The organism is Bradyrhizobium sp. 23 (assembly GCF_023073295.1).
Taxonomy (GTDB): domain Bacteria; phylum Pseudomonadota; class Alphaproteobacteria; order Rhizobiales; family Xanthobacteraceae; genus Bradyrhizobium; species Bradyrhizobium canariense_D.
Genome location: NZ_JADPJF010000064.1, coordinates 397,153 through 411,530, shown reverse-complemented (window position 1 = coordinate 411,530; position 14,378 = coordinate 397,153). Strand labels below are relative to the sequence as shown.

Genomic DNA, 14,378 nt, shown 5'->3' with positions numbered 1-14,378 from the left:
ACGGCTGCTGGTTCACCATCGGCAGCCGCCAGACATTGCGTTCGGGGCTTGCGAAATAGTCGAGCCGCGTCACAGAGCAATTGTCGATATCGAACGCGAGCCCTCGCTCCGGCTGATTGTCGAGCGCCAGCCCCAGCGCTGCCTTGATGGTGCCGCCATGTGCGACCGCGATCACGTCCTGCCCGGCGGCCTCATTGTTGATCCGCTCGATGGTGCGGCGGGTGCGGTTGTAGAGGTCCATGAAGCTTTCGCCGCCGGGTGCAGGCTCGTTGATGTCGGCAAACCAGCTCGAGCCGACGGGACGGCTGGCGATGAACTCGGCGCGGTTCATGCCCTGCCAACGGCCGAGGTTTTGTTCGGCGAGGTCCGCCTCCCATTTCATCGATGCAGGCCTCGGGAATCCGGCCGCCCAGATCGCTTCGGCGGTCTGATGGGTGCGCATCAGATTGCTCGAATGCCAGACCGCCTTGCGTGGCAGCACCTTGGCAACAGCATTGAAGACGTAGGCATCGCTGGTGTCGCAGGCGAGATCGGACTGACCGTAGATGTTGCCACCGTCATTGCGCACGGGCGCGTGACGGACCCACCACCAGCGTGTCGTGACCACTTTGGGCTTGTCTGCACCTGCCATCGAAACCCTTCCATCCCGTCTGATGTCGCTGTACGTCAGTAGCGAACGTGTCTCAAGACACTTTACCGTTTGAAATCTTGTTTGAAATTCCGTCGCGCGGCAAGCGTCGCGTGCGAACCAAAGGGAGAAATCGCATGGGCCGTCTGCAAGGCAAATCCGTCATCATCACCGGTGCCGGCAGCGGCATCGGCCGCGCGGCCGCGCTGCTGTTCACCAGGGAAGGCGCCAAGCTGATCGCGGTCGATCGCAGCGAGGCGGTGAAGGAGACGGTCGACGAGGTGAAGAAGGCCGGCGGTGTCGCGGAAGCCATGATGGCGGATGCGGGCTCCGAAAAGGACGTCATGGCCGTGATCGACAAGGCGGTGAAGACGCACGGCCGGCTCGACGTGATCTGGGCCAATGCCGGCGTCTCCGGCGGACTCGTTCCGCTCGGCGAGCAGACCGTCGAGCAATGGCAGGAAGTCTTGCGCATCAACCTGATCGGGCCGTTTCTCGCGGTGAAGCATGCGATGCCGCACATGGTGAAGCAGCAGTCCGGCGCGATCGTGCTCACCGCGTCCGTCGCGGGCCTCAAGGCCGGCGCCAGCGGACATCCCTATGCCGCGAGCAAGGCCGGCGTCATCTCCCTGGTGCAGACCACCGCTTATTCGCTCACCGGTACCGGTGTGCGCATCAACGCGGTGTGCCCGGGCCTGATCGAGACCGGCATGACCAAGCCGATCTTCGACCGCGCCAAGGAGCGCGGCACCGCCGACAAGATCGGCCAGCTCAATCCGCTCAAGCGCCCCGGCCAGCCGCACGAGCTCGCCGCGATGGGACTGTTCTTGGCCAGCGACGAGGCGTCGTACGTCAATGGCCAGGCCTTCCCGGTGGACGGCGGACTGACGGCGTCGATGCCGTATACGGGGAAGCCGGTTTAGTTCACGCACTCTCGCGTCCCGGACGCGCTGCAGCTTTCTCACGCTGCTGCGCTGCGTCCGGGGCACGAGACAGAAGTTTTGGCGCGCAACTGCTTCAGCATCGTCATTGCGAGCACAGCGAAGCAATCCAGAGTCTTTCCGCGGCGTCCTTGCTTCGCTGTGCTCGCAATGACGGAGTCTGTGGGTGGCAGGGTCGCGCTTCCATTCGCATTCCCGTTCGCAGACACACCTTCGCCCTCTCGCGGCTTGTTCGCCCGAGCTTTGCTTGATCGCCTCACCCTCGAATGAAAGAGGGCGCAGGGAAGACCGGGCGCCGGCTGGCACCCGCGGTCCACTGTGCGAAGTTGCAGTAAAAAATCTGCACAGCGGCATACAGGTGAAGCCAAAACGTCCGGCCTTCCCTGCGCAGCGGTTTTACGGCTTATGCCGTGCTCTCCCCGGGGAGCGATGCACTATTGCCCCCGTCGCCTCATGGATGGCTCATGCGCGAACCCGGTCGGGCCGCCACATCACCACCAGACTTGACGCACAGACCCCGGGCGTCAGGACGACACGGTTTTGCCGTACGCTGTCAGCACCGGTCGTGTGCGCGACGCCTTCGCTCACGGTTGCCCGCCCTGCGAAACCATTCGCGCCGGTGTGGCCCAGCGTCCGCCGCTGTCCGGCCCGCGTTCGTGACGATCGCGATACGCCCCTCTTCCTTGGGCCGGGTTACGGCGACACATACGCCGTTTCCGAATTTCGGTAAAGTGGAATATTTTCAGCGGCGGGCGTTGACCTGCCGCTCGCGTGTTTTGCCCGTCGGCCAATGCAAGGGCTTGTAGCCCGGATGAGCGAAGCGACATCCGGGATTCCGACCACGAGCTGTCCCGGGTATCGCTTCGCTCACCCGGGCTACCGGTCTGTGTTGATTTGCTCTACCACAGCCGACGTTGGTATGGTTCGTGCAAGCACTTCAGCTTCCATCCCCCTGACAAGAACGTGACAATGCCAAGCTCAAGACCCGACCGTATTCGCAAGCTGCTCGCCGACCTCGTCGGCTTCGACACGATCAGCGATCGCTCCAACCTGCCCCTGATCGCGCATATCGAGAGCTATCTCGCCGCACACGGCGTCAAGAGTGAGCGCATCGTCGACGAGACCGGACAGAAAGCCGCGCTATGGGTCACCATTGGACCCGAGGACCGCCCCGGCCTGGTGCTGTCGGGACATACCGACGTGGTGCCCGTGGTCGGCCAGGACTGGAGCCACGATCCCTTCAAGCTGATCGAGCGCGACGGCAAGCTTTACGGCCGCGGCACCACCGACATGAAGGGATTCGTCGCGGTGTGCCTTGCCATGGTGCCGGAGATGCTGGAGGCGAAGCTGACAACGCCGATTCATCTCGCCATCTCCTATGACGAGGAGATCGGTTGCGTCGGCGTGCGGCCGATGCTGCGCGAGGTCGCGAAGAAACGGATCAAGCCGCTCGGCGCCTTCATCGGCGAGCCGACCGAGATGAAGGTCATCATCGGCCACAAGGGCAAGCACGGCGTGCGCGCCACGTTCCAGGGCCTCGCCCGCCACTCCTCGATCGCGCCCGAGGGCGTCAACGCGATCGAATACGCCGCCGAGCTGATCGTCGAAATCCGCCGCCGCGCGTTGCAACTCGCAAGCACGAAAGCAACGAACAGCCTCTACGATGTCCCTCACTCGACGCTGCTCACCAGCATAGTGCATGGCGGCGCCGCGCTCAACATCGTGCCCGATACCTGCACGGTGGATTTCGAATGCCGCGGCATCGGCATAACCGAATCCAGGGAGGTGACGGATGCGATCGTCGCCTGGGCCAAGACCGAGATCGAGCCGGCGATGAGGGCGCAACACCCGGAGTGCGGCATCGACTTCGAAGAGATCCTCGATTATCCCGCCCTCGACACCGCCGCCGACGCCACCATCGTCACGCTGGCCAAGAGCCTCGCGGGGCGCAACGACCACGCCAAGGTCGCCTTCGGCACCGAGGCGAGCCTGTTCGCCAGCATGACCGATATCCCGTCAGTGGTGATCGGGCCCGGGTCGATCGCGCAGGCGCATACGCCGGACGAGTTCGTGGAGATGGCGGAGCTGGAGAAATGCGCAGACTTCGTGGAGAAGCTGATCGCGCATTGCGTGAAGGGGTAAGGTGTTTCCGCGTCATTGCGAGGAGCTCTTGCGACGAAGCAATCCAGACTGCCACCGTGCGAAGATTCTGGATTGCTTCGCTTCGCTCGCAATGACGAGCGTCTGGAGAGACCCGTAGTCCGCATGAGCATAGCGGCGACATGCGGGGCCGCTGTCCCGGATATCGCTGCGCTCATCCGGGCTACGAATGAGCGGTGCGCCTCATCGCTCCTGCAAAGCCAGCCGCACGCCGACGGCGCAGTAGATGGTCCCGACCACCTTGCCCTGCCATTTCACGACGGCTGGATGGCGGCGTAGCAAATTGCCGAGACGGCCGGCGCCGACGGCGAACACCACCGTGCTAAGGAGGCCGAGCAACACGAACACAGCACCGAGCAGCGCGAGCTGCAGCGTCGTCGAACCATGCTCGGGCCGGACGAACTGCGGCAGGAACGCGAGGAAGAACAGCGCGGTCTTCGGATTCAGCACCTCGGTCAGCACGGCCTGCCGGAATGCCCGTACTGCGCTGATCGCGGGCGCGCCGCCATTCACCTCGAGCGGCGTCTTGTCGAGCATGGCGCGAATGCCGAGATAGATCAGAAAGCCCGCGCCCGCGTATTTGACGACGCTGAACAGGAGCGCCGACGTTGCGATGATCGCAGAGAGGCCGATGATTGCCATGGTGGTGTGGACCACGTCACCGGCCGCAATTCCCGCGCCCGTCGCGATGCCGACCCTGGTCCCCGAGCTCGCGGCGCGCGCCATGGTGAGGAGTGTCGCCGGTCCGGGAATGAAGACGAAGCCGAGGACGATGAGGATGTAGGTGATGAGGGTGGTGTGATCGATCATGCGGGCATCTCTCTCGTCATTCTGTCCCGTGTCCAGACACGAGAGGAACGCAAGCAAAGGCGCGGCCGTCAGCCGCGCCTTCGGATTCCTTAAACCGCGCCCGCCTTCTGCGCGTACTCCCAAGACGCCTTCGACAGCGGAACGGTGCGCTTGGCTGACTCCAGCGCCTTGGCATTCGCCGCGGTGCCGTCGCGGACCCGGCCGGCGATGCCTTGCGTGATGCCGGCGAGACGGAACAGGTTGTAGGCGAAATACCAGTTGAGGTCAGGCACCGTCATCTTGGTGACGTTGCAATAGATCTGCGCGGCCTCCTCCACGCTCGGGATGTTGAGCGCCTTGAGGTCGGCGCCGTCCAGGCCGGGCATGACCCACTGCATCAGCAGATAGGTGAAGTCGGCCATGGGATCGCCGAGCGTCGACAATTCCCAATCGAGCACGGCCTGCACGCGTGGTTCCGTCGCGTGGAAAATCATGTTGTCGAGGCGATAGTCGCCGTGGACGATCGAGACGCGCGCCTGCTCCGGCACGGTCTTCGGCAACCATTCGGCGACCTTCTCGAACTCCGGAATGGTCTGGGTCTCGGACGCGCGGTACTGCTTGGTCCAGCGGTCGATCTGCCGGGCAAAGTAGTTGCCGGGTTTGCCGAAGTCGCCAAGACCGATCGCGACGGGATCGAACATGTGGAGTTTTGCCAGCGTCTCGATCTTGCTGGTGAAGATCTTTCGACGATCATCCCGCGTCTGGCTCGGCAGCGTCGGATCCCAGAACACCCGGCCGTCTTCCATCGACATGATGTAGAAGGCCGAACCGATGATGCTGTCGTCCTGGCACAGCGCATAGGCCTTCGCGACCGGAAAGCCCTGCTTTCCCAGCGCCGCGATCACGCGATATTCGCGATCGACCGCGTGCGCCGACGGCAACAATTTGCCGAACGGTTTTCGGCGCATCACATAGGAGCGGTTCGGCGTGTCGAGCCGATAGGTCGGGTTGGACTGGCCGCCCTTGAACTGGAGCACGACCAGCGGTCCCTCATAACCCTCGACGTTCTCGCGCAGCCAGGCTTCGAGCCGCATCTCGTCGATGCGATGACGCTCCTCGACCGGTTTGGTGCCCGAGAACTCTTCGTCTTTCCTGACGCCGTCAGCCACGATGACGCTCCCTCTTCAGTCCGAACATGATCCTAATCGGTAACCCCCAGCGCACTTGCGTCAAGCGGTCATCCGATCACGGATCATGCCCTGTCATTTCTTCAAATCGGGAGCGCCAGCGTGCTCTCCCGCTTAATGACTGGAAGAGTTTGCATACTTCCGAACCTCGAGCCTGGCAATGGCGCGATTGTGCACCTCGTCCGGGCCGTCGGCGAGACGGAGCGTGCGGATGTGGGCGTAGTCCTTGGCGAGGCCGGCTTCGTCCGAGACGCCTGCACCGCCGAAGGCCTGGATCGCCTCGTCGATGATCTTCAGCGCCATGTTGGGGGCTGCGACCTTGATCATGGCGATCTCGGCCTGCGCGGTCTTGTTGCCGACCTTGTCCATCATGTCGGCGGCCTTGAGGCACAACAACCGCGTCATCTCGATGTTGGTGCGGGCCTCGCCGATGCGCTGCTCCCACACCGAATGCTCGACGATCCGCTTGCCGAAGGCAGTGCGCGAGGTAAGCCGCTTCACCATTTTCTCCAGCGCCTCCTCGGCCTTGCCGATGGTGCGCATGCAGTGATGGATACGGCCGGGACCGAGGCGGCCCTGCGCGATCTCGAAGCCGCGGCCTTCGCCGAGCAGGATGTTCTCCTTCGGCACCCGCACGTTCTCGAGCAGCACCTGGGCGTGGCCGTGCGGCGCGTCGTCGAAGCCGAACACGGGCAGCATCTTCTCGACCTTGATGCCGGGGGTGTCGAGCGGAACCAGGATCTGCGACTGCTGCTGGTGCTTGGCCGCCTTGAAGTCGGTCTTGCCCATCAGGATCGCGATCTTGCAGCGGGGATCGCCGACGCCGGACGACCACCATTTGCGGCCGTTGATGACGTAGTGGTCGCCGTCGCGCACAATGCTGGTCTCGATGTTGGTGGCGTCAGACGAGGCCACGGCCGGCTCCGTCATCAGGAAGGCGGAGCGGATTTCGCCGTCCATCAGCGGACGCAGCCATTTGCGCTTCTGCTCCTTGGAGCCGTAGCGCATGAATACTTCCATGTTGCCGGTGTCGGGCGCGGAACAATTGAAGACTTCCGAAGCCCAGGAGATGTGGCCCATCTGCTCGGAGAGCAGCGCGTATTCGAGATTGGTCAGTCCCGCGCCGCGGAATTCGTCGTCCTCATGCTCGTTGGGCGGCATGAACATGTTCCAGAGGCCTTCGGCTTTCGCCTTCTTCTTGAGATCCTCGAGCACCGGGATCACCTTCCAGCGTTCGCCGCTGCGATCCTGCTCATCATAGACCGGCACCGCCGGGCGCACGTGCTTGGCCATGAAGGACTGCACGCGGTCGAGCCATTCCTTCTGCTTCGGCGACAGATCGAAATCCATGGGACGCTCCTCGTCTTTGCCAACTCGTTTGGCGAACTTGTTTTGCGCCGGACTGTCCACCCGCATTGTGCGACCCGCAAGTGCGAATGCGCGGCTTGCGGATGCTCCGGAACCCATTCGCGCGTTTGCGAACGAGTCCCGATTGCGGATTGACTTTCCCGGCCTTCAAACGATAGTTTCATACAACTGTTTGAATTGCAACTCCCTCCCCGAGGGGCTCCCATGGCCAGCGATCATACCCGGACTGCCATTCTCGCCGCCGCCGAACGGCTCTATGCCGATCGCGGGTTCGGCGACGTGACGTTGCGCGACATCGTCGCTGAGGCCAATGTCAACCTCGCGGCGGTGAACTATCATTTCGGCTCGAAGGACGAGTTGATCGCGGAGCTGTTCGTGACACGCTCGATCGCCACCAATCGCGAGCGTCTGCGCGAATTGAAGGCGGCGGAAGAACAAGGCGGCGGCCGCGCGCCGATCGAGGTAATCCTGCATGCCTTGGTCGGCCCGACGCTGCGCGGCTGCCTCGGTCCCGAGAACCAGCGCTCGAGCGCGGCGCGCTTCATGATCCGCGCTTCGATCGAATCCGTGCCGCCGATCCGCCGCATCAAGAATCGCGAGATCGACCATTTGCGCAAATTCGCCGGCGCGATGCGAAGGTCCCTGCCCGACCGCAGCGACGTCGATATTTACTGGGGCCTGAACTTCGCGCTCGCCATGGCGCACCATACCATCCGCGAGAGCGAGCGGCTGACGAAACTGTCGGAGGGCAAATGCGACCTCGACGATGTCGAGGACGTGGTCGCGCGCGTCGTCAGCGTGGCGACGATGGCGCTGACGGCGGGACGGACGGAGGCGAAGGCGCCGTCAAAAGTGGCGGCGCGCTAACCTTCACATCATCGCGATGCAGTCGATCTCGACGTCGAAGGGGCCGAACCATTCCGGCGTACAGACGAAGATCCGCGCCGGCGGATCGTGCGGGAAATAGCGCGCATAGACGTTGTTGAACGCGGCGAAGTGCTTGGTCGAGGTGCAGTAGACGTTGCACTTCATGACGTTGTCGAGGCTCGCGCCCGCCGTCTCAAGGCACAGCTTGATCTGCTCCATGATCAGCTCGCTCTGCCGTTCGATCGGCACGTCCGCGATCTCGCCCGTCTCGGGGTCGAATGGCGGCAGGCCGGCGACGAAGATCATGTTGCCGGCGCGCGTGACCGGCGAGACCGGCGCCTGCCGACGATCGAGGAAAGTCGAGATCGGTTCGACGCGGAGCGCTTCGCGTTTCATTTCGAGATTCATGGGCGGCCACCTTCGGTCCAAGCGAGATGACGGCTTGCTACAGCATGTTGCAGCCGTCATGCTTCGCTTCTGATCGAAGTTTGGTCGCCGAGCCGCCTAGGCGTGCTGCGGCATCTCCTCGGCCTCTTCCTTGGCGAGCAGCAGCAGCATCTCGATGCCCATGTCGCCTTCCTGCGGCGAGCGGATGAACTTTATTTCGTCGGCGCTTTGCCGCAACGCGGCAATGATCGCGACGGCCTGGTTGGCCGTTGCCGCCTCGGTCGCCAGAATTGCCTTCTGGTTCTTGGCCTGAAACCCGATCGTGTAGGACATGCGTTCCCTCCCGGACTGAGTGGACCGATCGAATCTGAGTCGCGCGCGGAGCGGAAGCCTGTGTGAGTACGGACCGGAATTATCTGGGGATTGCCCGCAAGGTTCGCGCAAGGCCGCAGGAGCGTCATGTTGACGTCCCTTTTTATCCAGTGGCGATCAGGCCAAACCGCGCGCGCCGCTTCGCCGAAGCTAGATAATCCCCTGCTGCTTCAGCGCCTCGATCTTGCCGGCATCGTAGCCGAGCTTGCCGGCGAGCACCTCCTGGGTGTGCTCACCGAGCAGCGGCGGGGCGCGGTAATCCTTGATCGGGGTTTCCGAGAGCGTCAGCGCGTTGCGGATCAGCGAGAGATCGGGCTGGAAGGGATGATCGACCTTCACCCGCATGCCGCGCGACTGGACGTGCGGATCGGAAAACACCTGCTCGAAATTGTTGATCGGGCCGGAGGGCACGCCGGCCTCCTCCAATCTGTCCAGCCAATAGGCCACCGGCTGCTTCAGGAACAGGCCGGCGAAGATCGCCATGATCTCCTTGCCGTGCAGGACGCGGTCGTTGTTCCTGACGAAACGCTTGTCGCTCGCGAGTTCGGGCGCGCCGAGCACGGCGCAGGTGCGCTGGAACTGGCCGTCATTGCCGACCACCAGCATCAGCTCGCCGTCGGTGCAGCGGAACACGCCGGCCGGCATGCCGCCATTGCCCCAGGTGCCGCGGCGCGGCGGCGTCTTGCCGTTGACGAGGTAGATCTGCAGCCAGTGCGACAACGACGCGATGACGGTGTCGAACAGGCAGACGTCGATATGCTGCCCCACGCCATCATTGGCGTCGCGATGATAGAGCGCCGAGAGAATCCCGATCGAGGTGTTCATGCCGGTCATGTAGTCGACGATCGACGGGCCGACCTTCATCGGGCCCTCGCCGGGCTCGCCGTCGATATGGCCGGTGACGCTCATCAGGCCGCCCATCGCCTGCAGGATGGCGTCGTAGCCGGCGCGCGGCGCATAGGGGCCGGTCTGGCCGAAGCCGGTCACCGAGCAGTAGATAATGCCGGGATTGATCGCCTTGATGGTCTCGTAGTCGAGGCCGTAGCGCTTGAGATCGCCGACCTTGTAGTTCTCCATGAAGACGTCGACATCCTTGGCGAGCTCGCGGATAATCGCCTGCCCCTCGGGCTTGGCGATGTTGACCGTGACCGACTTCTTGTTGCGGTTGGCGCAGAGGTAGAATGAATTGTTGTTGTTGGCCTTGCCCTCGGGGTCAGTCAGGTAAGGCGGGCCGAAGGCGCGCGCGTCGTCACCGGTGCCCGGCCGCTCGATCTTGATAACCTCCGCGCCCAAATCGCCCAGCATCTGGGCCGACAGAGGCCCGGCAAGCACGCGGGTGAGGTCAAGGATCTTGATGCCTGAGAGCGGCAGGGCCGACATGTCGAATTCCTCCGGGAACTGGATCTTGGCGCGGCGGCGAGATCGCAGGCCGCGCTTCCTGCGGATACACTATTTTGGCGATCCGAGCACTGCACTGTGGGCATACGGCCATCCCCCAGCCCGCCCGGCGCAGGTCACCGCGCGGTGAATTTCCGCATGGCGAATATTCTCAGGCTGCAGCCGCTGCAGCCACCTGCGGCCGGCGGCGGCCGAGCAGGACCAGGATCAGCACCGTGGCGCAGGAGCAGACGAAGGTGAGACCGAGCGCGCCGCGGCTGCCGAACTGGGTGAGCAGGCCGACAAGGAGCGGCGGCGAGACCGCGGAGGCGAGATTGAGCGGCAACGCGATCATCGACATCGCCTTGGCGAACTCGGTCTGATCGTAGAACACGAGCGGGATCGTTGCCCGCGCCACCGCCATCGCGCCGCTGCCGGCGCCGTAGAGCAGGATGAAGGCCGCAACCGCCCAGGTCGCGCCCTCGCTCGTCATCAGCAGCAGCATGGCGATCGGCAGCGCCGTGCCGGCGACGAGCCCGGTCGTGATTCCATCCCACCGCCCTCCGCCGAGAAAATCGAGTCCGCGGGCGCTGACCTGGATCACGCCCAGCATCGAGCCAAACGCAAGCGCCTGCGCCGGGGGAAGCCCCTCCGCCCGGAGCAACTCGATCATGATGGCGCCGATGCCAAAATTGACGAAGGCATTCAGCGTGATCGCGGCAACGACGAGGCTGAAGGTGCTCCTGGGAATCGTAGGCGGCGGCGAAGATTTCACCGGCTCGCCGCCACGATCACCGACGATTTTCCGGCGCGGTGCAAAGAATGCATAGAGCGGAAGGTTGATGACGACCATCATGGCTGCATAGACGAGGCACGTCCCGCGCCAGCCGAGCAAACCGCTGAGGAACGACGTCGTCGGCCAGAAGATGCTGCTCGACAGGCCCGTCACCAGCATCAGCGCGCCGATGGCATTCTTGGCCTGCCGCCCGGCGACCTCGTTCAGCATGATATAGGCGCCGGTCGAAAGCGTGGCGCTGCCGGCGATGCCAAGGACGATCCAGGCCGCGAAATACAGCATCGGCTCGCGCGCGAGGGACAGCAGGATGAAGCCCGGCACGGTGAGGACCGTGCCTGAGATCATGACCTTTCGTGCGCCGTGCCGCGCAAACGACCTGGCGAGCCAGGGCGCGCATAGCCCCATCGACACATAGAGGATGGACGTCCCGGCGAACACCGCCGGCAGGCTCATGCCGAGATCGGCCGCGAGATCGCGTCCGACGATGGCGGGAAGACCTATCGTACCCCACCCGACAAGCTGGGAGACCGCAAGCACCAGCAGGACCCCGATGAGCCTGCTGTCAGATTTCAAGAACCGCATTCCAATCGTCGCCTGCCCGGCAGGCGCCGATCACGCCTGTGACACCTGTCTTACCCCCGGACTTAGCGCAGGGAAACGCCGGCCGTCGAATGGCAGCAGGCGGCCGGGAGCATGTCAGGTGGCGGCAGGAGCGCCCTACCCCGCGAGCCCGAGCAGGGATCGCGCCTCGGCCGCAGTCGCCACGCGCCGGCCGTGACGCGCGACAGCCTCACCGGCGATGGCCACGAGTTCGGCGTTGCTGGCCGCGAGGCGCGCCTTGTCGATCCTGATATTGTCCTCGAGGCCGGTGCGGACCGCATCGGCGCCCCGCGCGAGCGCCCAGCCCATGACCTCGGCCTGGTGGCGTCCGATCCCCGCTGCCGTCCATGTCGCCTTCGGGATCAGCCGCCTGAGCTCTCCCAGCAAGATGTCGAGGACATGCTCGTCCGCGGGCATGGCGTTCTTGACGCCCATGACGAACTGCACGTGCGGACGCTGGTCGATCAGCCCCGCCTCGATCAGGCGGCGGGCGCCATGCAGATGCGACAAATCGAAGATCTCGATTTCCGGCCGGATGCCATTCGCCTTCATCCCGGTGGCGAGGGTCTCGACCAGCGCGGCGCTGTTCTCGTAGACGATGGTCGGAAAGTTCACAGAACCGGTGGAGAGCGAGGCCATGTCCGGCTTCAGGTAGAGCGACGATCCGCGCGCCGAGGGATCGCGGCCCCGCCCTCCGGTCGAGAACTGAACGATCATGTCAGGACAGTGCTTCTTGATCCCCGCCTGCACCAGGGCGAAACGCTCGGGATCGGAGGACGGCGTCTCGTCATCGTTGCGAACATGGATATGGGCGAGCGTGGCACCGGCTTCGAAGGCCTGGTGCGTCGACTCGATCTGTTCGGACGGCAGAATCGGGACCGCGGGATTGTCCTTCTTGCGCGGAACGGAGCCGGTGATTGCGACGGCAATGACGACGGGGTTCATTCTGCAACCTCATGATGATCGCGCTCGCGCGCACCAAATTCGAATCGGCGGCCTGACTATGCAGTGAGGCCCTGCCGCCGCGAACATCATCGATCGCGGCGGCAGTTGCCTCTACCATACCCGTCAGGTCCGAACCGTGGCAGCCCCGCTCACCGCATCGCCGGCGCGCTGACGGTCATAATCTGCCCGCAGCATTGGAACGGCATTGGGATTGCCGAGATCGTCGATCCTGATCCGATAGGTTTCCCGCGCGGTCAGGGCGGCCAGCGCGGCGATGACCGTGATAGCGAAGGCAATCGCCCCCACCGTCAACGGAATGTTGGTCGAGCCGGGAGGCGCGACGGTCGCAAACAGGGCGGGCAGCAATGCGGTGATGGTGGTTCCGATGTTCTGCGATATCGCCATCGCCGAGACGCGGGTGCGGGTCGGAAACAGCTCCGGGTAAAAGCTCGGGAAGATCGCGTTGTAGCCCTGATAGACTACGCCCCACATCAAGAGCGACACCAATATTGCCAGCGGCACATTCCTGATGCTGATGGCATAGAGATAGCAAAAGGCGAGCAAGCCGGAGAGAAGCGCGCCGACGATGATCGGGGGCTTGCGGCCGACCTTGTCGGAGAGATTGCCGACGAAGGGAATGACGAACACGGCCAGCATGTTTCCGAGCACGGGGATCCAGAGATAGACGTCCTTGGCAAAACCGATCCCGTAGGCCGGCTGCACCGCATAGGCCGCGCCGAAGATGGTCGCAACGACAGGAATGACATTCATCAGCGCCATGCAGATGACCCTGAGCATGTCGCGCCAGCTCAGCTTGATGGCCTGGACGATGGGCGCGCGCGGCGTTTCTCCCCGTTCGCCCTCGCGGGCAAAAGCAGGGGTCTCGTCGACTTCGCGACGAATGATGTAGCCCGCGACGATGACGAAGAAGCTGAGCAGGAAGGGAATCCGCCAGCCCCAGCTGTTGAAGGCCTCGGTCGGCATATAGGCCGCCAACGGCAGGAAGATTGCTGCGGCGAGGATCTGTCCGGCCTGCACCCCCTGAAGGGCGAAGCTGGCATAGAAGCCCCGCCGGCCGAACGGCGCGTGCTCCAGGATCATCGAGCTTGCGCCCGAGATTTCGCCGGCAACGGCAAATCCCTGCACGAGGCGCAGAATGACGAGCAGAATTGGCGCCAGGATGCCAACCTGCTGGTAGGTCGGCAGGATACCCACGGCCATCGTCGAGATGCCCATCAGGAACATGCAGATGATGAGAACCGTCTTGCGGCCATGGGTGTCGCCCCAGTGCCCGAGGACGAACGCGCCAATCGGCCGGGCCACATACCCGACGCCATAGGTCGCCAACGAGGCGACGATCGCGACGGTGGGATTCTCCGACGGGAAGAAGATTTGCGGGAAAATCAGTGACGCGGCGGTCGCGTAGATGAAGAAGTCATAATATTCGAGAGCCGACCCGATCCAGCCGCTGGCAGCGGCTTTCCTGGACTGACTCATCTGATGGATCGCGGTCATCTCAAGATTCCTCCCTTGGGTTTTGCTGACGTCCCGTTGACGGGCTTCGCTCAAAATTGGGCAGCACTCTCCGGCCGCTCTGCGGAGTTTCGCGAGCGCTTGTCATTGCCGATGGGTGTCTGCTTGGTGGCGACGATAAGCTTTCGCCGGGCTAACACAATTACCCAGTTATTCGACAAACCTAACATGATGTTACTTGGCGAGCCTGGGCGCGGAGGTCCGGCGAACACCGCCGGCAGGCTCATGCCGAGATCAACCGCGAGATCGCGTCCGGCGATGGCGGGGTGGGAGGCGGTTGACATTGGACCATCGCATGGTCCATTTTATGAAAATTGAGGAAGGACAATGAGATGCGGGTCTCCGTTACCGACGCAAAAGGACAATTGACCGATCTTGTCCGCCGCGCAGAGGCCGGCGACGAGGTGATCCTGACGCGGCATGGGCAT

General features: G+C 63.7%; 15 protein-coding genes. 4 read left to right on the top strand and 11 right to left on the bottom strand.

Annotation, left to right across the window (positions count from 1 at the left end):
• A partial coding sequence (locus IVB32_RS17165) for a histidine phosphatase family protein (RefSeq protein WP_247410779.1) occupies window positions 1-631 on the bottom strand: 631 nt, incomplete at its 3' end.
• A 134-nt stretch (window positions 632-765) separates the two neighbouring features.
• Here IVB32_RS17165 and IVB32_RS17160 point away from each other — a divergent pair.
• Both IVB32_RS17160 and argE read left to right on the top strand, forming a co-directional pair.
• Window positions 766-1,551, top strand: coding sequence for an SDR family oxidoreductase (locus IVB32_RS17160; protein WP_018456438.1), 786 nt, complete (start codon window positions 766-768; stop codon window positions 1,549-1,551).
• A gap of 987 nt (window positions 1,552-2,538) precedes the next feature.
• Complete coding sequence (gene argE, locus IVB32_RS17155; protein WP_247410778.1) at window positions 2,539-3,711, top strand: acetylornithine deacetylase; 1,173 nt, start codon at window positions 2,539-2,541, stop codon at window positions 3,709-3,711.
• 201 nt (window positions 3,712-3,912) lie between these two features.
• Here argE and IVB32_RS17150 read toward each other — a convergent pair whose 3' ends face one another.
• From IVB32_RS17150 to IVB32_RS17140, 3 genes are all read right to left on the bottom strand, one after another.
• On the bottom strand, window positions 3,913-4,539 hold the full coding sequence (locus IVB32_RS17150; RefSeq protein WP_247410777.1) for a LysE family translocator: 627 nt from the start codon (window positions 4,537-4,539) through the stop codon (window positions 3,913-3,915).
• A gap of 89 nt (window positions 4,540-4,628) precedes the next feature.
• Window positions 4,629-5,687, bottom strand: coding sequence for a phosphotransferase family protein (locus IVB32_RS17145; RefSeq protein WP_085351268.1), 1,059 nt, complete (start codon window positions 5,685-5,687; stop codon window positions 4,629-4,631).
• Window positions 5,688-5,819: 132 nt separating this feature from the next.
• On the bottom strand, window positions 5,820-7,055 hold the full coding sequence (locus tag IVB32_RS17140) for an acyl-CoA dehydrogenase family protein (protein ID WP_007611657.1): 1,236 nt from the start codon (window positions 7,053-7,055) through the stop codon (window positions 5,820-5,822).
• Window positions 7,056-7,277: 222 nt separating this feature from the next.
• On the opposite strand from IVB32_RS17140, the gene IVB32_RS17135 reads away from it, so the two are divergent.
• On the top strand, window positions 7,278-7,940 hold the full coding sequence (locus IVB32_RS17135) for a TetR/AcrR family transcriptional regulator (protein WP_085351267.1): 663 nt from the start codon (window positions 7,278-7,280) through the stop codon (window positions 7,938-7,940).
• Window positions 7,941-7,943: 3 nt separating this feature from the next.
• On the opposite strand, the gene IVB32_RS17130 is transcribed toward IVB32_RS17135, so the two are convergent.
• The 7 genes from IVB32_RS17130 to IVB32_RS17100 form a co-directional block, all read right to left on the bottom strand.
• Window positions 7,944-8,336, bottom strand: a complete 393-nt coding sequence (locus IVB32_RS17130; protein ID WP_247371962.1) for a RidA family protein — start codon at window positions 8,334-8,336, stop codon at window positions 7,944-7,946.
• Between the two features lie 108 nt (window positions 8,337-8,444).
• Window positions 8,445-8,660, bottom strand: coding sequence for a hypothetical protein (locus IVB32_RS17125; RefSeq protein WP_018457601.1), 216 nt, complete (start codon window positions 8,658-8,660; stop codon window positions 8,445-8,447).
• Between the two features lie 189 nt (window positions 8,661-8,849).
• Entirely contained in the window at window positions 8,850-10,079 is a 1,230-nt protein-coding gene (locus tag IVB32_RS17120; RefSeq protein ID WP_247410776.1) for a CaiB/BaiF CoA-transferase family protein, read from the bottom strand.
• A gap of 169 nt (window positions 10,080-10,248) precedes the next feature.
• A complete protein-coding gene (locus IVB32_RS17115; RefSeq protein ID WP_247371757.1) occupies window positions 10,249-11,454 on the bottom strand; it encodes an MFS transporter in 1,206 nt (401 codons plus the stop codon).
• 135 nt (window positions 11,455-11,589) lie between these two features.
• On the bottom strand, window positions 11,590-12,417 hold the full coding sequence (locus IVB32_RS17110) for a 3-keto-5-aminohexanoate cleavage protein (RefSeq protein WP_247371755.1): 828 nt from the start codon (window positions 12,415-12,417) through the stop codon (window positions 11,590-11,592).
• A 123-nt stretch (window positions 12,418-12,540) separates the two neighbouring features.
• Window positions 12,541-13,932 carry an MFS transporter gene (locus tag IVB32_RS17105; protein WP_018457605.1) on the bottom strand — a complete coding sequence of 464 codons (1,392 nt, stop codon included), beginning with the start codon at window positions 13,930-13,932 and terminating at the stop codon, window positions 12,541-12,543.
• A gap of 50 nt (window positions 13,933-13,982) precedes the next feature.
• Window positions 13,983-14,234 (bottom strand): hypothetical protein, encoded by a 252-nt coding sequence (locus IVB32_RS17100; RefSeq protein ID WP_247371752.1) that lies wholly within the window; start codon window positions 14,232-14,234, stop codon window positions 13,983-13,985.
• 48 nt (window positions 14,235-14,282) lie between these two features.
• On the opposite strand from IVB32_RS17100, the gene IVB32_RS17095 reads away from it, so the two are divergent.
• On the top strand, window positions 14,283-14,378 hold a 96-nt coding region (locus IVB32_RS17095), incomplete at its 3' end, for a type II toxin-antitoxin system prevent-host-death family antitoxin (RefSeq protein WP_247410834.1).